The 22,289-nt window shown below is 62.5% G+C and carries 24 protein-coding genes; 13 read left to right on the forward strand and 11 right to left on the reverse strand.

Annotation, left to right across the window (positions count from 1 at the left end; translation table 11 throughout):
• The first annotated feature begins 230 nt into the window (after positions 1 to 230).
• The 8 genes from mscL (at position 231) to AC1DD7_RS05150 (ending at position 8,411) form a co-directional block, all read left to right on the forward strand.
• Positions 231 to 683: a large conductance mechanosensitive channel protein MscL gene (mscL, locus tag AC1DD7_RS05115; protein WP_477514091.1), complete on the forward strand. Its 453-nt coding sequence runs from the start codon at positions 231 to 233 to the stop codon at positions 681 to 683.
• A gap of 240 nt (positions 684 to 923) precedes the next feature.
• On the forward strand, positions 924 to 1,784 hold the full coding sequence (locus AC1DD7_RS05120; RefSeq protein WP_477514310.1) for an aminoglycoside phosphotransferase family protein: 861 nt from the start codon (positions 924 to 926) through the stop codon (positions 1,782 to 1,784).
• A 119-nt stretch (positions 1,785 to 1,903) separates the two neighbouring features.
• Positions 1,904 to 2,818 (forward strand): amino acid-binding protein, encoded by a 915-nt coding sequence (locus AC1DD7_RS05125; protein WP_477514092.1) that lies wholly within the window; start codon positions 1,904 to 1,906, stop codon positions 2,816 to 2,818.
• Positions 2,819 to 3,179: 361 nt separating this feature from the next.
• Positions 3,180 to 4,529, forward strand: coding sequence for an MFS transporter (locus AC1DD7_RS05130; RefSeq protein WP_477514093.1), 1,350 nt, complete (start codon positions 3,180 to 3,182; stop codon positions 4,527 to 4,529).
• Positions 4,530 to 4,633: 104 nt separating this feature from the next.
• Complete coding sequence (locus AC1DD7_RS05135; protein WP_477514094.1) at positions 4,634 to 5,317, forward strand: GntR family transcriptional regulator; 684 nt, start codon at positions 4,634 to 4,636, stop codon at positions 5,315 to 5,317.
• Positions 5,314 to 6,198, forward strand: coding sequence for an aspartate/glutamate racemase family protein (locus tag AC1DD7_RS05140; RefSeq protein ID WP_477514095.1), 885 nt, complete (start codon positions 5,314 to 5,316; stop codon positions 6,196 to 6,198). Before AC1DD7_RS05135 ends, AC1DD7_RS05140 begins: the two co-directional genes overlap by 4 nt.
• Positions 6,199 to 6,225: 27 nt before the next feature.
• On the forward strand, positions 6,226 to 7,665 hold the full coding sequence (locus tag AC1DD7_RS05145) for an amidohydrolase family protein (RefSeq protein WP_477514096.1): 1,440 nt from the start codon (positions 6,226 to 6,228) through the stop codon (positions 7,663 to 7,665).
• An 8-nt stretch (positions 7,666 to 7,673) separates the two neighbouring features.
• The gene (locus AC1DD7_RS05150) at positions 7,674 to 8,411 is read left to right on the forward strand and encodes a maleate cis-trans isomerase family protein (protein ID WP_477514097.1); all 738 of its coding nucleotides are present in this window, start codon (positions 7,674 to 7,676) and stop codon (positions 8,409 to 8,411) included.
• Here the strand turns inward: AC1DD7_RS05150 and AC1DD7_RS05155 are convergent.
• From AC1DD7_RS05155 to AC1DD7_RS05175, 5 genes are all read right to left on the reverse strand, one after another.
• Entirely contained in the window at positions 8,408 to 8,764 is a 357-nt protein-coding gene (locus tag AC1DD7_RS05155) for a hypothetical protein (protein ID WP_442017295.1), read from the reverse strand. The two genes, AC1DD7_RS05150 and AC1DD7_RS05155, sit on opposite strands and share 4 nt — an antisense overlap.
• Positions 8,765 to 8,881: 117 nt before the next feature.
• On the reverse strand, positions 8,882 to 9,136 hold the full coding sequence (locus AC1DD7_RS05160; protein ID WP_477514098.1) for a hypothetical protein: 255 nt from the start codon (positions 9,134 to 9,136) through the stop codon (positions 8,882 to 8,884).
• Between the two features lie 126 nt (positions 9,137 to 9,262).
• Positions 9,263 to 10,636 carry an NAD(P)(+) transhydrogenase (Re/Si-specific) subunit beta gene (locus tag AC1DD7_RS05165; protein ID WP_442004822.1) on the reverse strand — a complete coding sequence of 458 codons (1,374 nt, stop codon included), beginning with the start codon at positions 10,634 to 10,636 and terminating at the stop codon, positions 9,263 to 9,265.
• Entirely contained in the window at positions 10,633 to 10,968 is a 336-nt protein-coding gene (locus AC1DD7_RS05170) for an NAD(P) transhydrogenase subunit alpha part 2 (protein WP_477514099.1), read from the reverse strand. The genes AC1DD7_RS05165 and AC1DD7_RS05170 overlap by 4 nt, the downstream gene beginning before the upstream one ends.
• Positions 10,968 to 12,176, reverse strand: a complete 1,209-nt coding sequence (locus AC1DD7_RS05175) for a Re/Si-specific NAD(P)(+) transhydrogenase subunit alpha (protein WP_477514100.1) — start codon at positions 12,174 to 12,176, stop codon at positions 10,968 to 10,970. The genes AC1DD7_RS05170 and AC1DD7_RS05175 overlap by 1 nt, the downstream gene beginning before the upstream one ends.
• A 184-nt stretch (positions 12,177 to 12,360) precedes the next feature.
• Here AC1DD7_RS05175 and AC1DD7_RS05180 point away from each other — a divergent pair, with 184 nt between their 5' ends.
• The 3 genes from AC1DD7_RS05180 (at position 12,361) to AC1DD7_RS05190 (ending at position 14,119) form a co-directional block, all read left to right on the forward strand.
• On the forward strand, positions 12,361 to 12,972 hold the full coding sequence (locus AC1DD7_RS05180; protein ID WP_442004825.1) for an NADPH-dependent FMN reductase: 612 nt from the start codon (positions 12,361 to 12,363) through the stop codon (positions 12,970 to 12,972).
• Positions 12,973 to 13,088: 116 nt separating this feature from the next.
• A complete protein-coding gene (locus tag AC1DD7_RS05185; protein WP_477514101.1) occupies positions 13,089 to 13,361 on the forward strand; it encodes a hypothetical protein in 273 nt (90 codons plus the stop codon).
• Between the two features lie 293 nt (positions 13,362 to 13,654).
• Positions 13,655 to 14,119, forward strand: coding sequence for an SRPBCC domain-containing protein (locus AC1DD7_RS05190; protein WP_477514102.1), 465 nt, complete (start codon positions 13,655 to 13,657; stop codon positions 14,117 to 14,119).
• Between the two features lie 92 nt (positions 14,120 to 14,211).
• Here AC1DD7_RS05190 and AC1DD7_RS05195 read toward each other — a convergent pair whose 3' ends face one another.
• Positions 14,212 to 14,421, reverse strand: coding sequence for a DUF4177 domain-containing protein (locus AC1DD7_RS05195; protein ID WP_477514103.1), 210 nt, complete (start codon positions 14,419 to 14,421; stop codon positions 14,212 to 14,214).
• A 74-nt stretch (positions 14,422 to 14,495) separates the two neighbouring features.
• Positions 14,496 to 15,203, reverse strand: a complete 708-nt coding sequence (locus AC1DD7_RS05200; RefSeq protein WP_477514104.1) for an HAD family hydrolase — start codon at positions 15,201 to 15,203, stop codon at positions 14,496 to 14,498.
• Between the two features lie 104 nt (positions 15,204 to 15,307).
• Between AC1DD7_RS05200 and AC1DD7_RS05205 the strand changes: the two genes are divergently transcribed.
• Both AC1DD7_RS05205 and AC1DD7_RS05210 read left to right on the forward strand, forming a co-directional pair.
• Complete coding sequence (locus AC1DD7_RS05205) at positions 15,308 to 15,949, forward strand: NADPH-dependent F420 reductase (RefSeq protein WP_477514105.1); 642 nt, start codon at positions 15,308 to 15,310, stop codon at positions 15,947 to 15,949.
• 258 nt (positions 15,950 to 16,207) lie between these two features.
• Positions 16,208 to 16,990, forward strand: a complete 783-nt coding sequence (locus AC1DD7_RS05210) for a VOC family protein (RefSeq protein WP_477514106.1) — start codon at positions 16,208 to 16,210, stop codon at positions 16,988 to 16,990.
• A 32-nt stretch (positions 16,991 to 17,022) separates the two neighbouring features.
• Here AC1DD7_RS05210 and AC1DD7_RS05215 read toward each other — a convergent pair whose 3' ends face one another.
• From AC1DD7_RS05215 to AC1DD7_RS05230, 4 genes are all read right to left on the reverse strand, one after another.
• Positions 17,023 to 17,907 (reverse strand): PaaX family transcriptional regulator, encoded by an 885-nt coding sequence (locus AC1DD7_RS05215; RefSeq protein ID WP_442004835.1) that lies wholly within the window; start codon positions 17,905 to 17,907, stop codon positions 17,023 to 17,025.
• 123 nt (positions 17,908 to 18,030) lie between these two features.
• Positions 18,031 to 18,492, reverse strand: a complete 462-nt coding sequence (locus tag AC1DD7_RS05220) for an acyl-CoA thioesterase (RefSeq protein WP_477514107.1) — start codon at positions 18,490 to 18,492, stop codon at positions 18,031 to 18,033.
• 7 nt (positions 18,493 to 18,499) lie between these two features.
• Entirely contained in the window at positions 18,500 to 19,891 is a 1,392-nt protein-coding gene (locus tag AC1DD7_RS05225; RefSeq protein ID WP_477514108.1) for an MFS transporter, read from the reverse strand.
• Positions 19,892 to 19,893: 2 nt separating this feature from the next.
• Positions 19,894 to 22,284 carry a bifunctional salicylyl-CoA 5-hydroxylase/oxidoreductase gene (locus AC1DD7_RS05230; protein WP_477514109.1) on the reverse strand — a complete coding sequence of 797 codons (2,391 nt, stop codon included), beginning with the start codon at positions 22,282 to 22,284 and terminating at the stop codon, positions 19,894 to 19,896.
• Positions 22,285 to 22,289 lie beyond the last annotated feature (5 nt).

Consider the following 22,289-nt stretch of genomic DNA (forward strand, 5'->3'; position numbering starts at 1 on the left):
GCCGAAGGAAAACGCCACAACCAGGCAATCATTGCCCTGGCACGACGCCGCTGTGACACCCTCTACGCAATGCTCCGCGACGGCGCCCTCTACCAACCCCCAACACCCGCCACCACTTGACGAAAAACATAGGGGCACTCTCACATCCCGTTGACACCCTTTTGAAACCTCGGAGTGGTAGTTTGATCTCTGCTTGAGCCAGACACCGCACCCAATCGGAGGACATTTCCATGCTTAAGGGTTTCAAGGACTTCATACTTCGCGGCAACGTGATCGAACTGGCTATTGCCGTCGTCATCGGCAGTGCGTTCACGGCACTCGTCGCCGCTTTCACCACCAACATCATCAACCCCGTCATCGCGGCTGCAGGCGGCGTGAACGCTGACGGCCTGGGCTTCCGGATCTGGCAGGACAACCCCGCTACGTTCATCAACTTTGGTGCCGTGCTCACGGCATTGGTAACCTTCGTGATCACTGCCGGAGTGGTCTACTTCATCTTCGTAGCGCCCATGAACAAGATCAATTCACTGGTCAAGGATCGCCTCTCCACCGAGGAACCCGAAGAAGAACCGCTGCCGGCTGACACGGCCCTCCTGGCCGAAATCCGCGACCTTCTAAAGGAAGCTGCCGCCCAGCGCAGTACCGAGCGGGATTCGGACCTCGATTCGGATTCCATCCGCTAAGCCAAACTCCCTTAGGGCACGTCTTCCCAGTTACACAGCTGAGCCCGGCATTCTCCGTACGAGAACGCCGGGCTTTCGCATGTCCCGTCCAGATTGACGCGGGGAAACAGGAAGGATCGCGCACCAGATTAGTATTGGCTTCCATGCAACCGGAATGGAGTCCACGTATCGGCTGGGACGATCTGCCGGCGGGGTGTGCAAGCTGGCATCGAGCAGATTCTGGGAGACCGTGTTGCAGCAGTGTCCCGGCAACAGGGTGGCTTTTCGCCCGGCACCGCTGACAGAGTACGGACAACCTCGGGGCGCAGGGCGTTCATCAAAGCAGTGAGCCCGCAATTGAATGAGCATTCGCCTGACATCCACCGCAAGGAGGCGGCTGTCACCGGTGAGCTGGCTGAGGGGGTTCCTGCACCTCGGCTGATTGGCATTTACGACGACGGAGAATGGGTGGCCCTGGTCCTCAGCGATGTCGACGGCCGGCATCCGCACGTTCCGTGGCGGTCCGAAGAGCTGACGATTGTGCTCGATGCGCTGCTTCGATTGGCCGTGGCGCCTGTTCCTCCAGCCTTGGAGCAACTACCGACTCTGGAGCACGAACTGGCTGATGCCTTCAAGGGTTGGTCCCGCATCCGTGTTGATCTTCCACACGACTGTGAGCCATGGATCCTCAACAACCTCGAACGATTGGATCAGCTCGCACAATCTGGTCTTCGCGTTCTTGGCGGCAACACGCTGGTCCACACTGACATTCGCGCCGACAATATCCTGATCACACCCAACAACGAGGCCATTCTTGTGGACTGGCCGTGGGCTTGCGTCGGATCGGCCTGGATCGATGCTCTTACGACCCTTATCAACGTACGGGTGTTCGATCCTTTGTTTGACGTCGAATCCATCCTGAAATCGCATCAGGTCTTCGCCGGAGCCGCTGCATACAGCGTTGACTGCGCACTGGCTGGGTTCGGCGGTTATTTCCTGGATGCTGCCAGGCTGCCCCCACCCGCAGGTCTTCCCGGCCTGCGGAGTTTCCAGCGTGACCAGGGGCTAGCCGTAATTCAATGGCTCAGGGAAAGGCTCGCCACGGGAAGCCAAGAGAGCTAGCGGGATCGTGCCGCCTGCCGGAAAGGCATTCTCGGTCCGAGAACGCCGGGCCTTCACGTGTCCCCAGAACGTGACGCGGAGGCAACCGTCCCGAAACAGGCGCGGGGCAGCATGAAACCATGAAGCCCAAAATGAGCTCTCCCGTTACTGCGGATCTCCGGTGCGATGTCTGCGGACGGTTGCCCGAACCGCCCAAGGCCCGGCTCACCCTGGCCAACATCGCGGTGATGCTTCCCATTGAATTGCTGGTTCACGCGGCAGTTGTGGAAACCCATCTCCCCTATGTGGCCAAGGTGCTGCTGCTGACCGTGACTGCCACAGTGCTGGTTATCTGGGTGGCAGAACCATCGGCAGCGAAGGTCCTCCGGCGATGGTTGCATGCTCCGGCCCTCCGCCAGCGGCACAAGCTGCACGCGGCCCCGGCTTTGTGGCGTGCTCGTGTCATTCTGCGGGACCAGCCCGGTTCCCTGCAGAAAATCGCTCAGTCCCTGGCCAAGCTGGAGACGAATATCCTCAGCATCCACGTTCACCCGATGGACAGCCCGGGCCGCGAAGGCCCGGACCGCCAGGCTACAGAAGCCACGCAAATAGTGATGGATGAGTTCGTCCTCTCCGCCCCGGGCGAGGTCACAGAACATGAACTGCTGAAAGCACTCGACGACGGCGGCGGACGTGAGTCGCACGTGTGGCCTACCACGGCACTCGCCATGGCCGACGGCCAAACCAAGGCGCTGAGCCTCGCCACACGTATTGCGGGGAACCCGGATGAGCTCCCGCATGCGGTCGCCGAACTGCTCTCCGCCAAAGTAGTCCCCAACGATCCGGAGAAACTGGCACCCGAGGCGAGTGCCGGCGTCGGGCCTTCAACGGACATTCTCAAGATTCCAACTGCATGGCACGGGCCCCTGGTCTTCTCCCGTCCAGGCGAGCCGTTCACTCCAGCCGAGTCGGCCCGAGCACACAGGCTGGCTGAGCTGGCGGAGATTTTGGCATACAGCACAATTGACGCCCCGCCAACGGCATACCAGGGCTAATCAGCGCTCCTTCCCAGTCAGCACCTCGAAAGCCCGGAATTACCTAGGAAAGGCCGGGTTTTCGCACGTCCACGCAGGAGTAGCCGGGAAGGAGCGTACGCAGCCATCCCGCCCGGTCACATTCCGTTTTCAGATTAGGTATACCAAAACTCTTGACAGTGCCGCCCGTCACATCTAACTTAGATTTTGGGATCCCAAAACGGGATCCCAAATAGACCCGCTACCGGCTGCGGTCCCCGCCACCAAAAGGGCAGGGATCGCAACAGTTGCCGCCGGCACGGATCCAGCCGAAGCGATATCCACGCCCGGCTCATCCCCCCAAAGACATTCCACCCCTGTTGACTCCTCTGAAGGAGAAGCTGTGTCTCCCCAAAACACCCAACTGGCAACCCAGGAAAACCAGGAAAACGAGCCCAAAACCGGCAAGGACGGCGTGCAGCGACGCACAAACGTCCGCTGGAAGCTCTTCATCCTGCTCCTGGTCCTGGTCGCCGTGAATTACATCGACCGCGGTTCAATATCCGTTGCCCTCCCCATCATCCAGAAGGAATTCAACCTCCCGCCCGAGCTTGTGGGGCTCCTGTTGTCGGCGTTCTTCTGGACCTATGCCCTGATGCAAATCCCCGTGGGACTGTTGATCGACAAGTTTGGCCCACGCAAAGTGGTCACGGCGTCCTGCATTGGCTGGGGTGCCGCGACTGCCGCTTCGGGTTTCGCCGGCGGATTCCTCAGCATGTTCATCGCCCGCCTGGGCATCGGCGTGACGGAGGCGGGCGTCATGCCTGCCGGCGGCAAGCTCAACGCCATCTGGATGCATAAGAAGGAACGTGGCCGCGGCGCCACCATCCTCGACGCCGGAGCTCCCTTGGGCGCTGGCCTCGGCGGTATCCTCATCACCTGGCTGATCGCCTCCACGGGCAGCTGGCGGATGTCCTTCATCATCGCTGGCGCCCTCACGATTCTCATGGGCTTGGCGGTCTGGTGGTACATCCGCGATAACCCCCGCCAGCACAAGGGCGTCAACAATGCAGAAGCCGATTACATCGAGGCTTCCCACGCTGAGGACGACGCCGAGGCCGCCAAGGAAGGCGCACAGGGCAAGCGCGCCCTCCTGCCATACCTGAAGTTCCGTTCCTTCTGGGCAATGTGCTTCGGCTGGCTTGGCTTCAACGGCGTGTTCTACGGCCTGCTCACCTGGGGACCGCTTTACCTGGCTCAAGCCAAGGGCTTTGATCTGAAGACCATCGGCTGGTCCACGTTCGTGATCTTCGGCGCTGGGTTCGTCGGCGAAATCCTCGGTGGCATCATCGCGGACAAGTGGCGGGCATCCGGTGCCTCCGCCAACCGGGTCATGCGCACCCTGCTGGGTATCTCCAGCGTCGTAGTGGTGGGCGGCCTCGTAGGTGTCACGGTCGTCGCGGACCCCATCACCGCCGTCGTGCTTCTCTCGGTAGTCCTGTTCTTCCTGCGGTGGGTTGGCCTGTTCTGGTCCATCCCGTCCATCCTGGGCGGCCGCACGAATGCGGGCGTACTCGGCGGGGCCATGAACTTCAGCGGCAACATCGCCGGATTCGTCACCCCGATTGTGGTAGGCCTGATCGTCGGGGCCACGGGTTCCTACACCTGGGCGCTGCTGTACTTTGTTGGCTCCGCTGTGATCATGGGCATCTCCGTCCTGGTCTTGGATTACAACAAGCGACTCCCGGTCTAACTCGCCTGACCGGGCCCGGCCGGACGGTCCTGAACCGCCGGACGGCCGGAAGCCCGCTTGGTCGCCGGGCGCGCTGCCTCACACATCACGAAATGGAGCTGGAAATGCTAGCCGCAGAAGACACGAACATCACTGATCGCCCCCTCCGGGAGTCAGTGCGTGACACGCTCCGTTCCAGGATTTTTGAGGGGCACTATGCGCCCGGCACCAGGCTGGTGGAGCGCGACCTCGCCGCCGAATTCAACGTTTCCCGCTTGCCCATCCGCGAAGCACTCCGGATGCTGAGGCAGGAAGGACTTATCCGGGACCGCGCCGGCCGTGGTTCGGAAGTCAGCGGCCTGAGCCCCAAGGATGTGGAGGACCTCTTCGACGTCCGTCAATCCTTGGAAGTCCTCGCCTGCCGGCTTGCCGCCAAGCGGGCCACCACCGAGAACCTTAAACACCTCGCCGGCCTGCTGGATGAGGCCGATCGCTGCCTGGCCAAGGGCTCCATCCTGGAAGCACACCGCGCCAACAGCGATTTCCACGATGCCATCACGGCGATCGCCAACAACGATTTTCTCCGCTCCGCGCTGGAACCACTCCAGGGACGCATGCACTGGCTGTTCCGCCACGTCAGCGATCTCCCCGAACTCATCCAGGAACACCGCGACCTCTACGGTGCCATCGCCAGTGGCGACCCTGACCGCGCCGCTATCCAGTCGGCGTCGCACATCGGCAAGTACCGCGAGCAGTTCCCGGAGGATTCCAGCCACACCGAGCCCAAACTGCAACGGAAAAAACCATGAGACTCCTGGTCATCAACCCCAACATCAGCGACGACGTCACAGCCCTGATCGAGGCTGAGGCCGTGCGCTCGGCGGGGCCGGACACCGAATTGATTGTTCGGACAGCCGGGCACGGCGTCGAATATATCGAAACCCGCTTCGAGTCGCTTATCGCCGCCGGCGCGGTGGCTGAGCTGATCGCCGAATACGCGCACGACGGCGGCGCCGGCCTTGGGCGCGACGGCGCCAGCCTTACGCTCGAGGGCGGCCCGGCCGCTGTGGACGGCATCGTTGTGGCTGCTTTCGGTGATCCCGGAATGCCTGCGCTGAAGGAACTCGTTGACGTACCGGTCATCGGCATCACCGAGGCGGCACTGTGCGCTGCAGCATTGCAGGGCCACCGTTTCTCGATCATCGCCATTTCGGACCGGATCCAGGCCTGGTACCTGGACTGCGTGGAGCGCTTCGGTTTTGCCGGCCGTCTCGCTTCCATCCGCTCCATTAACCAAAGCCTGAACTCCATAGGGTCGGTGCAGGCAGATTTCAAGGAAACCCTGCTGGCACTCAGCCGACAGGCCGTCACTGAGGACGGCGCCGACGTCGTGATCCTTGCCGGTGCGCCGCTAGCCGGGCTTGCCCGGGAGCTCGAAGGTCAGATCCCCGTGCCCGTGGTGGACGGCATTTCCGCCGGGATCCGCATGACGGAGGCCGTGGTCGCGTTGAAGTCCGGCGTTCACCGAGGCGGCTCGTTCGCAGCGCCACCGGTCAAACGGCGGCAGGGTCTTTCGGAAAACCTCGACGCTGCCCTGACCGGTGCTCAGTCCGCGGCCCAGTCAGCAGCCCACTCCGCGCACCTCTCCTCCGCGCCGGTTCCGGCATCGCCCGCCCTCCCGTCCCGCTAAAAACTTCCAAGAACAAGGAGGACAACGATGTCCCACTTCCCCGATCTCGTCATCGCCAACGGCACCGTCGTCAACAGTTTCGGCAGGCAAGCCGCCCACGTCGTAGTCGACGGCGGACGCATCGTCCAGCTCGTTGACGCTGCCGAACCCATTCCCGCGGCCGCACGAACCATTGAAGCCCACGGCCAGTTGGTCATCCCCGGCGGCATCGACGGCCACTGCCATGTTGCCCAAGTGACGGGCCGATTCCGCACTTTGGATGACTACGGGACCACGTCCACGGCAGCACTCTGGGGCGGCACCACCACCATCATCGATTTCGGCATCCCCCGCGATGCACAGGAGACTCCGCTCGAAGCGGTCCTGAACAAGAAGCGCCTCGCCACAGAATCCCGCTGCGATGTTGCCCTGCACGGCGCTGTTGTCACGTGGGATGAGACGGTTCCGTGGCAGCTCGAGCAGCTTGCAGCCGAGGGCGTCAGGTCCGTGAAGATGTACACCACCAATCGCGGCTCAACCATGGCCGATGGTGACACCATCCTGAAGGTCATGCGAGAGATGGTGCGCCTGGATGGCCTCACGTACATCCATGCAGAGCACGATCCCATCATCACCGACTGCACTGAGCAGCACGCCTCGGACGGTCGCATCGGCATCGAGCACCTGCACCGCACGCGGCCCGAGCTTGCCGAAGAGATCTCGGTCAAGGAAACCCTGGCCATGGCTCAGTACACCGGAGCGCCCGTCTATTTTGTCCACCAGTCGACTCCGGGCTCCGTGGACCTCGTGGCCGAAGCCCGCGAGAGCGGCCAGGAGGCTTACTCCGAGACGTGCCCGCACTATCTGACTTTGGACGACACCGTTTATGGTTCCGCGTTCCCGGAATGGTACGCGTGCTGCCCGCCGATGCGCAGTGCCGAAACGGTGGCCGCTTTGAAGGCTCGGCTTGCTGCCGGTGCCATCCACGCCGTTTCCTCGGACCATTCCTGCTACGACCTCTCCCAAAAACGCGAGCGCACGGACGATGTCCGCTACATGCCGCACGGCCTCCCCGGCGTGGAAACCCGCATGCCCGTGACGTTCACGGCACTGGTTACGGAGTCGGGCGGCTCTGTGGAGGACTTCGTTGAGGTTTTCTCCGCAGGCCCCGCCAGGATCAATGCAGTCCCGCGAAAGGGCGCGATCATGGAAGGCTTCGATGCCGACATCGTGATCTTCGATCCCGCCGCACAGCAAACGGTCGACGGCGGTGCGTTGCACATGGGGACTGATTTCTCGCCTTTTGAGGGGAAGACGCTCAGCGGCTGGCCCGCAGTGGTGATCTCCGCGGGACGGGTGGTCCTTGATGAAGCAGGCTTCCACGATCCCGGGCCGGTGGGTCGCTTCGTGCCCCGCAACGGCTTCACGGAACACCGCGACGCCCTCTCCGTTCCCGTCATTCCTTCTGCCGAATCCCTTAGCGCTTAGGAGCAACCATGCCTTCAAACAACCACCCCATCCGCATCGGCATGATCGTGCCGTCCTCCAACACCTGCCTCGAGCCGCAGACCTACCGGATTCTTGGCGACCGCCAGGATGTAACCATCCATTCAACCCGCATCCCCGTCACCAGGATTGCCTTGGACGACTCCTCGGACAAGCAATTCGATTCCTCCGTGATGCGCGCCGCCGCCGAGTTGCTGGCCACAGCGAACGTGGACGTTATTGCATGGAACGGCACGTCCGGATCCTGGCTCGGCGCTTCCCACGACCACGCCTTGGTCCGTGAGATCACCGACGCCACAGGCATACCGGCCACCACGTCCACGCTCGCCTACTTGGAGGCCTTCTCGTCCTTTGGCACCGAGCGAATTGGTCTGTTCACGCCTTACACCGCAGACGTGAATGAGGCCGTGATCGCGTCCTATATCAAAGAAGGCATCAAGACGATCGATCACCGGCACCTTGATCTCACCGATAACGAATCCTTTGGCCGCGTTACTGATGAGGAAATGCTGCCGGGTTCATTGGAGCTGGCTGCAGCTCATCCCGATGCCTTGGTCTATTTGTGCACCAACCTCTATGGAGCCAACATCACAGCAGACGTAGAAGCCCGAACAGGCGTCCCGGTACTCGATTCCGTGGCAGTGACACTCTGGCATGCCCTCAAGCTTGCCGGAGCTCCGTTGCTGGACCCGAAATGGGGGCGGTTGCTGGCTGACGCCGTACACTAATCCTCGTTATCCTCATCGATGCGTTCGAGCAGCTTGCCGAGCGCATCCCGGATATCGTCATAGTCGTTCTGCGCCGCACGGCTCTCGGCAGAGATGACCGCACATCTGTGGATCTTCTTGAAGTCGCCGAAGGGGAATTTGTAGTGGCCCTTTTGGTCATCCGGGTGATCGTCGTCCACACCGAGATACCACTTGGAATACTCCGCCTGGCCGTGCTTCTCCAGGAACTTATTCTCGTCCTGGGTGGACGGGGCATGCTCGCTCCAGTCATCCCGGACGTCCTTGACGATCTTCCCGTCGCTGATCAGGTGCTTCGCGTTATCGAATGCTTTCTTGTTGAGTTTGACGGTCATGGCGCAACCTCGCTTAGATGTGGCGGTTCGGCATGGGTTGGGTAACTCGTACGGTTCAGCTTAGGACGACGGCGGATGGCCGGGAAGGGTGCGATACCGGGCACCCCGGCTTTGTGCTCAGGTGATGAGCCGTACCCGAAGCCCTGTTCCGGCTTCCTTCATGACAAGCCGACGGTTTGTTGCTCCCTCTTGTTTGAGCCAGAAAACGTCGCCGTCAGCGGTCACCGCTTCCACGAGGCCTTGGTCCACGATCTTGTTGCCGCGCCAGATTTGAACGTCCAGGCCAACGAGTGGCCTCCAATCTGTCACCCTCTTGCTTTGTGGTTTGTCGAAGCGGGAATCCGGCGTCGAATCGTTCATATCGTCTTGCAATCGATGACTCCTAGCCATGCATCTTTCCGCAGTCGCCTTTCTGGGCAGACTTCTGTTTAAAAGATGTGGCTTCAGCAGTCGGAACGTGACGCGAAATTTGGGCCCGAAATTAGAGGGCCGATCCTCCTAGAGCGCCTTTACTGCGCCCAACACCTTGGTCAATGAATCCTTTGCGTCGCCGAACAGCAACGTGGTCTGTGGCTCGTACAAAAGTTCGTTTTCGATGCCGGCGAATCCTGGACGCATGGACCGTTTGAGGAATACCACCTGCCGGGCGTCAGCTACTTCCAGGATGGGCATTCCGTAAATCGGCGAGCCGGAGGTGGTCTTGGCTGCAGGGTTCACTACGTCGTTGGCACCCACCACCAAAGCAACATCGGCCGTCTTGAACTCCGGGTTGATATCGCTCATTTCCTTCAGCGACTCGTACGGCACGTTTGCCTCGGCCAGGAGGACGTTCATGTGCCCGGGCATGCGTCCGGCCACAGGATGGATGGCGAAGTCCACCTCGGTCCCGCGCGCCTCCAAAGCCAAGGCCAACTCAGCGGCCGTGTGCTGGCCTTGCGCCACGGCCAAGCCGTACCCGGGAACGATAATCACCCGCTGGGCGTACCCGAGCAGCACTGCAACATCCTCCGGGCTGGAGGATCTGACCGGGCGCTCACTAACCGCAGTGGACCCAGCCGTGGAGCCACCCTTGAAGGCACCGAACATGATGCCCGCAACGCTGCGGCCCATTGCGGCGGCCATGGCCCGAGTGAGGATGGTGCCGGACGCCCCAACCAGGGTGCCGGCCACCACCAGGAGTACGTTGCCCAGCACCAATCCGGATGCGGCCACGGCCAATCCGGTGAAGGCGTTGAGCAGCGAGATGACGATGGGCACGTCGGCACCACCCACCGGGAGGACCAGCAGGATGCCGGTCACAAGACCAAGCATCAGCAGCGCAAGCGCGAGCAGCAGCGAACCGTTCAGTATCACCACAACCCCTGCGCCCACTGCCGCCAGCAACACTACGGCCATCAACACAGGCAGGCCCGGGAACGTTACTGGCCGGGTGGTCATCAGCCCTTGGAGTTTGGCAAACGTAACTCCAGAACCGGCGAAGGAAACGGCCCCGACGAGCAGCGTGAAAACAATGGCCAGGCGGACCCACGCATCACCCGTGTGCGAGAGCTCCAGCAAGGCCACGAGCGCGGCTGCGCCGCCACCCACACCATTGAACAGGGCCACGAGTTGGGGCATCTGCGTCATCTGAACGCGCCGTGCCACGGGTGCGGCCACCACCGATCCCAGAGCTATTGCCCCAACGATCCACGGAACGTTGTCCAGCTTCACCGAGACGAACACTGTGACGACAGCCAACAAGGCTCCGAACGCCCCAATGAGGTTTCCACGCCGTGCCGTCCGCGGTGAGTTCAGACCTTTAAGCGCCAGGATGAAACAGGCTGCGGCTGCGAGATAGAGGAGAGCTGTCCAGGTGGGATCCAGAAGAGTCACCGGCCGAGCTCCTTACCCGCATGATCCTCGGATGAAACAACTGGCGACGGCGGCCGTTGCCTCCCGCGGAACATCTCCAGCATGCGGTCGGTCACCACGAAGCCGCCCACAAGGTTGGCAGTGGCAAGGACAACAGCCAGCAGGGCAACCGCCAAAACCCACGGATCAGAGGCCTCGCCAGCGACGATGATCGCACCCACGAGGATGATCCCGTGGATCGCATTTGCCCCGGACATGAGCGGTGTGTGCAGGGTGCTGGAAACTTTGGAGACGACCTCGAAGCCCACGAAAACTGCCAGTACGGTGATCGTCAGCAGACTCATGCCATCCATCAATGCACTCCTTCACTGCCAGGGTTGGCCGCGGTGTGGGCACTGCCAAAGGGGCCGGTCTCACCCGCGAGCGCCGTGAGTGCCTCAGCCGTTGGCGCGTGCCGCACCTCGCCGTCGTGGGTGAGGCAGGTTCCCGCCACAACCTCGTCTTCAAAGTCCGGGGCGACAACTCCGTCCCGGGTCATCAATGCGATCAGGTTGGCCACGTTCTTGGCGAACAAGCGTGAGGCATCGCCGGGCATCGCGGACGCTGGGTCCTTGAGCCCCACCAAGGTCACTTCGCCTTGCCCATCAGCGGTGGGGATGTGGATGTCCTGCCCGGGGATGCTGCCTTCCACGTTTCCGCCTGACTCTGCCGCCAGATCTACTACGACCGATCCTGGGCGCATCCCCTGGACCATTTCGCGGCTCACCAGAAGTGGTGCCCGGCGTCCGGGGACGGCAGCAGTGGTGATGAGGACATCTGCCTGCGCTACGTGCGGGGTCAGGAGCGCACGCTGCAAGGCACCCCTGTCTGCGCTGAGCTCGCGCGCATATCCGCCTGAAGCTTCGGCTGTTTCAAGGTCCAGCTTGATGAAAGTCCCACCCATGGAAGCCACTTCGTCTGCCGAGGCCGGCCTGATGTCATTGGCTGAAACACGCGCGCCAAGCCTTTTGGCAGTGCCGATCGCCTGGAGTCCGGCCACGCCTGCCCCCAGCACCAGGACTCGCGCCGGCGGAATAGTTCCGGCCGCGGTCATGTACAGGGGGAAGAAGCGCGGCAGTCGCGTCGCGGCCTCAAGGACACAGCGGTAGCCAGCCACCAGGGCCTGTGAGGTCAGGGCGTCCATGGATTGGGCCCGCGAGATCCGGGGAACCAGTTCCAGCGCAAAGGAGGTGATGCCACCTGCGGCGAGCGCGCGGACGGTTGGCAACTCCGACGACGGCGACCCCAAACCGACGGTGACTGAACCCGGGCGGAGAGCTCCCGCCGTCGACGGTTCCATGGGACGCACGTGGCAGTAAACGTCTACGGATCCGAGATCCAAGGACTGCACAACAGAAGCGCCGGCCTGCCGGTAATCATCGTCGCTGTGTCCGGAGGCAAGCCCCGCTCCGGACTCGATCTCAACATCAAGGCCCAACCCGGTCAATTGCTTGACCGTTTCGGGCGTGGCTGCCACTCTGCGCTCGCCGTCGAGTGCCTCGCGCGCTATGCCTGCTTTCACCCGCCACCCCTCTTCGGGAACTCTCCGGAACCAGTTGGCATGAGTCTATGGCCGCAAGGGTCCGGACGGGAGTAGGGGGTGCGCTATGTGGACAAGTCCATTAGGGTCGGTGGAAGCTGGGGCAACCAGCGTCCACACCGTCGACGAGCCGGTTCCGGCCGTGCCGTCGGGAAGGAACGCCGCTATGGACACATTCAAAATCGGCTATTTCGTCGGAAGCCTCTCTAGTACCTCGATCAACCGGGTCCTCTCCAAGGCGCTCATCAGCGTGGCGCCTCCGGAACTGGAGTTCCATGAGATCGCCATCCGGGACCTCCCCTTGTACAGCTCCGACTATGACTCCGATTTCCCGCCCGCCGGCAGGGAATTGAAGGACGCGATCGCCGCATCGGACGGCATCCTGTTCGTCTCCCCCGAGTACAACCGTTCCATTCCAGGCGCATTGAAGAACGCCATCGACTGGGGATCACGACCGTGGGGAAGCAACTCCTTCGCACGGAAGCCGACCGGCATTATCGGCGCGTCGCCTGGTGGCATCGGAACCGCGGTGATGCAGTCCTCCATGCGCAGCGTCCTCAGCTTCCTCGACGCACCTCAGCTGAATGCGCCGGAGGCTTACATCCGCTTCGTCGCGGACGCGTACGACGACGACGGCTCGGTTAAGGACGAGGGCACGGCAGGGTTGCTGCGCCACTATATGGAGGAATACAGCGCGTTCGTCCAGCGTGTCCTGGCAGCCAACGCTCCGGGCCATATCGGCGATCCGGAACCGGATTCCGCCAAGCTAACGCGCTAGCCCCTCGGGTGGGGTCGCCCCTTGTCTAGGGGCGACACCCATCCCATTTTCTTTGTTAGTCAGTATGCTTACTACTATGAGGATTCGCGGACACGCCCTATCCCACAGGAGAAACGATGCTTCGTAGATTAGCCCTGACAACCCTGGCACTGACCCTCTTCACCGGGTCCATGTTGTCCATCGCGGCAGCAGCAAACGCAGCAAACCCGGCCGCCCTCCAAGGTCACGTAGCTGCCACCACCCCCACGCCGTCGGCCTCGCCCAGCAACCCGTCCGGCCCATCAACGGCGACACCCACAAACCCAGCTCCATCGTCCGGCGGGCAAACCACGTCCAACCCGGCAAGCAGCGGACCCGCGAACCCAGGGACCGGAGAGTCCCAACCCTAGGAACAAACCCGGACCGACGTCACGCCGTGGATCCTGGCAGCCGTTGCTGCGATCATCGTCATTGCGTTGATCATCTGGGCAGTTCGAGGACGCGGCCGGAATGAGGAAGTGCGGGACGAGGAACTCTAGACGACGCCAGGCGTGGCCGTCCGGCTGAGATCAAGTGCGGGAAGCAACTGCGGCCTGCCTCTGTTCCCACAGATACGTGATGAGAAAACAGAGAGTTGGCTGACATGACTGAGCTGCGTGATGGGCACCCTTCCGACCAAACGAGTGGGGAGCAGCCTTCGGACGTGAGGCACGAGACTTTCAGTATCACGCGCGACTTCGATGCGAACCGGGCGGACCTCTTCGCCGTGTTCGCGGATGATCGGTTGCGCCGGCAATGGTTTCGGATGCCAGGAACGGGGTCCGTCTATGATCACGACTTCCGCATTGGCGGCGGTGAGGAAGCGAGCAGCACTTTCGTCCTGCTAGACGGGCAGGCCGAGAAACTGCGCAATCGTTCGCGCTACCTCGACATCATTCCCGATCGCCGGATCGTTTTCGTCTATGAAGCGATCGTGGACGATGTAACCCGGTGGGCATCGCTTGTAACAGTGACCTTGGCGGATGCGGAAACAGGGAGGAGCAAGCTGACCTGGACAGAGCAGGTCACGTTCCTCACGCGAACCGGCGACGGCAGCGCTGACCTGCCTCATCTGCGCACCGGGACGGCCCTTCGCCTCAACGGGATACCAGGAGCCCTTAAAACATAGTCTGGTGATGGCGAAACGAGCAGGTGACGATCCGTTTTCGCCGCCGCCGTTGTCATCAGGGCAGTTACGGAGAAAAACCAACACGCGCGCTTTTATCCGAGGCGCTCGAACACCATCGTTGCCTGGATACGGTCCCCGCCGCCGATCCCCTTGCTCCCGCTGCTCGACGTGGTGATGGTGTGAAGCCGGTAGCCCTTCGCGGCCTGATCGTTGATGGCTTTCTCCAGGGAGGTCAGATTGCCCGAACCGGTTCCCAACAGTTTCTCCTTGAGGATCACTTGCAGGACGACATACTGCTGCATGATGCGACTTCCTTCCGTTGCTGGTCAATTGGGGGCAATGCTACTCAACGCTGTGGCGCGGACTGCGGCGCGCCCTATCCACTGAGCCTCCCCGCCGTCAGCCTTCCAATGGCGCTGCTTTCCAGATTTTCCAGCAGGTGCCGCGGATTGTCGTAGACCTCCGCGGCGCCTGCGTCGCGGAGCTCGGCCTCGCTGATACCACCGCAGGTCAGGGCGATGGCGGGAACGCCAATTGCCGCAGCAGCCTTCACGTCCCAGACTGCATCGCCAACAAAGACGATGTCCGCTGGATCGAGTTCCAGCTTCTTCAGGCACGCCAGGAGGATATCCGGGGCAGGCTTGCTTTCGTCCGCATCGTTGGAGCTGGTCCACGCGTCAATGGACCCACCGGCGTCGAGGAGCCGCCTGCTGACGTCAAGGTCGCGCTCTTGCGCCGACGAGGCCAGCCCGACCGCCAACCCGGAATCCGAGCAGGCTGCAAGGAGGTCCCGGGCGGAGTCGAAGGCGCGCAAAGACGGCCAGAATGTCGAAAACACAGCCCCGTGCGCGGATTTCAGTTCCTTTTGCATGTCTTCCGGACAGTCCGGCACCAGGTGCTGGACCAGCTTGTCGCCACCCATCCCGACGCAGCGATGAATGTCGGAGATCTGGATGTCCAAGCCTTCGCGCCTGAATGCCTGCCACCAGGCGAACGCGTGGAAGTAGCTGGAGTCGATCAATGTCCCATCGACGTCAAAGAGGACACCGCGTTTCTTGGAGCTGGAGTTGGCTTGAGTAGACATTTAGTAAGTCTACTTACCGTTCCGTTGCGCGGAAACTGGACGCGCTCTTCGACATATTGCGTAACGCCGGAAATACGCGTCTGCAACATCTTGTTGGCGGGAGTATGACAACAATCGGAATCATCGGTGCAGGACACATTGGCAGCCAGGTTGCGCGTAAAGCGGTTGAACTCGGCTACGACGTCGTGATCAGCAATTCGCGGGGGCCGGAAACCCTCGCGGACCTGGTAACAGAACTCGGGCCGCGGGCCCGGGCCGCGACGGCGGCTGAGGCAGCAGCGGCAGGTGATTTCGCCGTCGTGACCGTTCCGCTGAAGAACTACCGGGACATCCCGGCGGAGCCGCTGGAAGGCAAGATCGTCATCGACACCAACAACTATTACTGGGAGCGCGACGGCCGTATTCCCGCGCTCGATAACGGCGAGACCACCACCTCGGGCCTGCTCCAGAAGCACCTGCCCACATCCAAGGTGGCCAAGGGCTTCAACCACATCTTCGCCAAGGACATCACTACCGATGGCATTCCTGCCGGCACGCCCAACCGCCGCGCATTGGCCACAGCCAGCGACTTCCCGGAGGCCGCCGAACTCGTGACCAAGCTTTACGACGAGTTCGGTTTCGACACCGTCAACATCGGGCCGCTCGAAGACAGCTGGCGCGTCGAGCGCGATCGCCCGGCCTACGTCATCCGTCAGAACGCGGGTGAACTTCGCGAAAACCTCGCCAAGGCGACCCGCACCGTCTGATAGACCCGCACCATCTCACAACAAAACACGCACGACGGCGGCAGGCGGCTTACGCCTGCCGCCTCCTTTGTGCTGGGGTGCTGTGGGACTGCCACTCCACGACGGGTGGGCACGATTTGCGGCCAAGATTTGGGCCGAATCGCATCACGAATTGGACGCTGGACGCACAAAGGGAGTGGCTGCCTCCCAGGAAGCCCGGCGCATGGGGCATTCCGGGAGGCAGCCGCGCCAATTAAGCCCCGAACCCAAGGAGTTGCTATGTCTACCCAAACTGAGAAATGGCCTGCAGGAACACCTGCGTGGGTGGATCTGGGGGTCGATGATCTCCCTGCCGCCCAGTCCTTCTACACGGAGTTGTTTGGCTGGGATTACCTCTCCGGCGACGAAGAGGCAGGGGGCTACCTACTGGCCCAACTGGACGGACAAGCTGTTGCGGGACTCGGCCCCAAACAGGATTCCAGCATGCCAACCGTCTGGACTACGTATCTGGCCTCGGACAATGTCGACACCACGTGCAAAGAGGTAGCCGCCGCTGGTGGCCAACTCATCGCTCCTGCCTTCGATGTGATGGACTCCGGGCGCATGGCAATTGCCGCAGACAGCGTGGGTGCGGTCTTTGGCATCTGGCAGGCGGGAAGCCATGTCGGGGCGGAGCGCGTCAACGAGCACGGTGCACTGTGCTGGAACGAACTCCACACCCGCGACTACGCGCTGGCCCGGTCCTTCTATGCCGATGTTTTTGGCTTCAGCTATCAGGACATCGACCAGGACGGATTCATATACGCAACCGCCAAGCGGGCTTCTGATGGCCGCGAAGTGGGCGGCATTCAGCACGACACCGAAATTGCCGAGGGCGCGCCGAATCACTGGCTGACGTGGTTTGCCAGTGACCATGTAGATCGAACCGCCGCAACAGCCATGGAACTCGGATCTTCAGCCTTGGTGCCAGTCATGGACAGCCCCATGGGACGGATGGCAATCCTGCAGGCGCCGCAGGGAGAAATCTTCGGCATCATCGACGCGCCCCGAACCAAGGACTAAGCCCGGACCGCCGGCTAAACCCGCACCAACGGCTACGTCAGGACTGGATCCAAAGCTTCGCTGATGACCTCATGGGCGTGTGCCGCGGCGAGCGGCGCGGCGAGCCGGTGCACTGCCTGGAAGGTCCGGCGGACTTCGGGCCCATGCCACTCAGGCGGAAGGTAGTCCGTCGGGAGGTTGGGGTCCCGGTAAGGGAACTTCCGCCACAAGGTCAGCATCGGAATGTAGTAGCGGAAAGCGTCGCGCCGCACTTCGGCCGTCGAATCAGCCAAGGCCGCCTCAGGGTCGGTTCCCACCAGGTCAATCCACTGCTGCTCGGCGCCCCGGTAGATCTCAAGGAACTCCGTGAACTGTTCATCGAGTTCCTTGAGATCCCACCATTCGGAGATCTTGGGCCGCATGGGGCCATCGAAAACGTAGTCGCTGCGGAAGAGGTCCACGAACTCGATGAGCCCGCTGGCGGTGAGGCGTTCGCGAGCCTGCTCCAGTTTGTGTGCCGGAGCGATCCATACACCGGACGCCACGGACCCAAATCCCAGGCTGGACAAGGCGGACCTCAGCTGGTGCCGGCGGTTCCGCATCGACTCGGGCACCGAGAACACGGCGAGCACCCACGTATCCACAGGAGCTGGCTGTTCCGGGGCGAAGATCCGCCGATCACCTTCACGGAAGACGTCGCTCACCGATTCGGCGATCTTGTATTTGGCAATGCCGCCTTCGCGGACGCTCTTCAGGACACCCTTTGCCTTAAGCCTGGAAACGGACGATCGCACACCCGGCGCGTCATAGCCGAGCGTACCGAGCATCGAAACCAGCGCGGAGACCGGCAACGCATCACCAGCATTCCTGCCATAAAGACCGAAGATGGTGACCAGGAGTTGCTGATGGCGCACCGGGGGTGCCGGGACGGCGAACATTGAAGGACCCTCATTTCCGCGCCAGGTTAGGCGCCAGTCATGTTCATCATAGGTGGGGAACCATCAATGGCCGGGAAAGGCTGATGCTCTGCCAGCCGATCCTGAGGGCGTCCTTGTTGTCAGCTAGTCAGCACACCGCACAGCCCGGACGAAATGTTCCGGCCAAGGCTGCGCGGCGGTGGTGCCGTTGGGGACGTGGACCGTGGTCACCGTCCCGAAGGCGGCCACCTCGCTGCCGTCCGACGATGCACCTTGCTGAGTGACGCCGTCGGGCGTTCCGCGGGGCATATCTTCAAGTCGGTGGCCGCGGACCTCGAAGGCCATGGTCAGCGAGGTCCGGCCGAGCGCGTGGATTTTCACCGTGGCGGTGACGCGCTGGCCGAACCAGAGCTTGGCCTTGTAGTTGATCACCTGCTGGACGCGGGGAGCGTTGGGGAAGTAGTCGGGCAGCTCCAGGGAGCGGAACAGCTCTGCCTCGGCGGCTTCCACCCATCGGAGGATGGCCGAGTTGTGTTGGTGGCCGGAGGCATCGGTGTCCACCCACTCAACCGTCCGCTCAACACTCGCTTCAGGAAACGCGTCCATGATTCTCCTAGCGGGTGCTGACTGCCGCGGTCTCGTCGTCCGGGTCCGCGACGTCGGCTGCCGCGTTGGGCGCAACAACTGTCACCTCGGGTTGCGGCTTCGGAATCATAGCGACGGCGGCCGCGGCCACCACTGCGATGCCGGCGAAAATCGCGAAGTTGGCCTCGAAGGGCAGCTTGGAACCTGCAATCCAGCCGCCGATCAAGGGTCCGGAGATCGCACCCAGGCGGGCAAAGCTGAGAGCCCAACCCGTGGCCGTACCGCGAACCTTGGCCGGATAGTAGTCAGCGATGTAGCCGGTCAGGACCAGGGACGTGGAGATGGAACCGACGCCTGCGAAGGCCACGAACAGCAGGTTGACCACCATGGTGTTGGGGAAGACGAGGAGCATGATGCCCAGGCCACCCAGGATGTAGAACACCACGAGGATGAGCTTCTTGCCGTACTTGTCTGCCGCACGGCCAAGGAGCAGGCCGCCGATGGCGGAGGCCAGGCTGAAGACCAACAGGAATGTCAGGGACGAGCCCAGATCGTAGCCGGCCTTCTTCATGATGCTCGGCAGCCAGGTGTTCAGGCCATAGACGAGTACCAGGCCGCAGAACAGGGAAATCCAGAAGAACACCGTGGAGCGCAGGTACTTCCTGGAGAACATCGTGGTGATGGTCTTCCACCACGGATCTGCGGCGTGTGAGGAGGCCTGTGAACCCAGCTCTGCCACCGTTGCCACCGGCTGGTAGTCGGCGATCTCCAGCTTGGCAGCCAAGGCCTTGGCCTCGGTCTTACGTCCCTTGGACTCGAGGTACTCCAACGATTCCGGGAGGAACTTCCAAATGATGGGCAGCAGGACAATCGGCGCGGCACCAATAGCAATCACGGCCCGCCAGCCACCAACCGGCAGCACGAACATCGCAGCAAGCGCGGCCGCAACGATGCCCAGCGAGTAGCCCGAATACATGAGGCCGTAGTTGTAGGAACGCCTATTGGGAGCTGAGTACTCGATGGTCAGGGCTGCGGCCACGGGGATGACACCGCCCATGCCCAGTCCGCCGATGAGCCGGAAAAGGCCAAACAGCTCGGGCGTCGGAGCCCAGGCCGCACCAGCCTGGGTGAGGGTGAAGATCACCATGGACGCCAACAGCATCTTCTTGCGGCCTACGAGGTCGCTCAGAGTCCCGATGAACAGGGCTCCGATAAGCATGCCGATCAAGGCATATGATCCCAGCCCACCCAGGGCAAGCGGGCTGAGGTTCCATTGTTTGTACTCGGCCAGGGCCGGAAGCACTGCCCCCAGGACGCCGACGTCGTACCCCTCAGCGAGGATGGCGAGCCAGCAACAAATCAACACCAAGCCAGTGGTGCGCTTGGGCACGTTCCAGTCATTAATCGGTGCGGCGGCCATGGCTACTTCACCAACGCAGATGCAGCGGCGGACGCAGGTGTCCAGCGGAGGTGGGTGGTGGTTTCTTCAGTGTCGGGTTCCTTCAGCAGGGACAGGCGGGGGCGGACGGCGTCCGTGCGGGCGCTTGGGGGTTTGCGGCGGCCGGCGCGGAATTGCGGGATCCATTGTGCGCCAGGACCGTGGTATTCCTGTTCTGCAGCGGCGTGCAAAGTCCACTGCGGGTCGTAAAGGTGGGTGCGGCCCAGGGCGATGAGGTCCGCGCGTCCTGCAAGGAGGATCGAGTTCACGTCGTCGTAGCTGGAGATGGCGCCGACGGCGATCACGGCCACCCCGGCGGGTGCGGCGACTTCCTGGCGGATGCGGTCCGCGAACGGGGTCTGGTAGCTGCGGCCGAACGCAGGCTTTTCCTCCTTGGCGACCTGGCCGGTGGAAACGTCCAGGCCGGCGGCGCCGTGCTCCACAAACGCCTTGGCGATCTCGATCGAATCGTCGGAGGTGTTGCCGCCCTCGATCCAGTCCGTCGCGGAGATGCGCACCGTCACCGGCTTGTTGGCAGGCCACGCCGCACGGACGGCGTCGAAGACTTCCAGCGGGAACCGCAACCGGTTTTCGAGGCTGCCACCGTATTCGTCGGTGCGCTTGTTCGAGACCGGGGAGAGGAAGGAGGAGAGCAGGTAGCCGTGAGCGGCGTGGATTTCCAGGAGGTCAAAGCCTGCCTCGTCCGCGCGGACCGCGGAAGCCACGAACTCGGCCGTGATGGCATCCATGCCGGCCCGGTCCAGTTCGGCCGGGGTCTGGTTTTCCGGACCGTACGGCAGGGCGGACGGTCCAATGGCCTGCCAGTTGCCCGACTCGAGGGGCTGGTCGATGCCTTCCCACATGAGCTTGGTGGAGCCCTTGCGGCCGGAGTGGCCCAGCTGGGCACCAATTTTGGCGGTGGAGCGGGCGTGGACAAAGTCCACGATTTCCTTCCAGCTGTCCCGTTGTCCGTCCGTGTACAGGCCGCTGCAGCCGGGGGTGATGCGCCCGGTTTCGGACACGCAGACCATTTCGGTCATGACCAGGCCCGCGCCGCCGAGGGCTTTGGAGCCGAGGTGGACTTTGTGGAAGTCCCCGGGGATCCCGTCGGTGGCGGAGTACATGTCCATGGGGGAGACGATGATGCGGTTCTTCACCTCCAGTTCCCCGATCCGGAAGGGCTGGAACATCGCCGGCGCTACCTGGGCAAGGCCCTGGGATTCGGCAAAGTTCCGGTCCACGGCCTGCGCAAACTCGGGATCCCGGAGGCGGAGGTTTTCCTGGGTGATGCGGCGGCTGCGGGTGAGCAGGTTGAACGCGAACTGGGTGGGGTCCTGGTCCTTGTACTGGCCGATCCGCTCAAACCACTCCAGCGATGCCTGCGCGGCGCGCTGCGTGGAGGCGACGACGGGACGCCGCTCAGCCTCGTACGCTACCAAAGCGGAGTCCACGTCGGGGTGCTCGTGCAGGCAGGCCGCGAGGGCGAGTGAGTCTTCCATGGCCAGTTTCGTGCCGGAGCCGATGGAGAAGTGCGCGGTGTGGGCGGCGTCGCCGAGCAGGACCACGTTGCCCTTGCGCCAGCTCTGGTTCCGCACCGTGGTGAAGTTGATCCACTTGGAGTTGTTGGACAGGACCTCGTAGCCATCCAGCTCCTCCGCGAAAATGCTGCGGATTTTCGCGATCGCTTTCTCGTCCGAGACCCCGGGAGGGAAGACCTCGTTGGCGGTTTCGTCGAACCCTGCCGCGTGCCATACGTCCTGGTGCATTTCCACGATGAACGTCGAGCCCTCATCGGAGTACGGGTAGCCATGGATCTGCATGACGCCGAATTCAGTCTCCTTGACGAAGAACTTGAAGGCCTCGAACACCTGGTCCGTACCAAGCCACATGAACTTGTTGGTCCGGGGGTCCAGGTCCGGGCCAAACGCGTCGGCGTACTTAGCACGGATCTGGGAGTTCACCCCATCAGCGGCGAGCACCAGGTCATAGTTCGCTTCGAGGTCCTCGATGGCCGGGGCCAGGGTGGAGAACCGGACATCGACGTTCAGTTCGATGCAGCGGCGCTGCAGCAGTTCCAGCAGTTCCTTGCGGCTCATCGCCGCGAACCCCTGCCCGCCGACCGTGATCATCTGGTCACGGAAGTGGATATCGATATCGGACCACCGCGCGAACCGGCGGCTCATGTACTCCGCGACCACTGGATCCGCGTTCCCGATCCCGCCCAATGTCTCATCGGAGAACACCACACCGAAACCAAACGTGTCACTGGCAGCGTTCCGCTCCCACAAAGTGATCTCGTGTGACGCATCCAGCTGCTTCATCAGTGCTGCGAAGTACAGGCCGCCCGGGCCGCCTCCAACGATTGCGATCTTCATGCTCA

The sequence above is a fragment of the Paenarthrobacter sp. 10L412 genome (genome assembly GCF_056395565.1).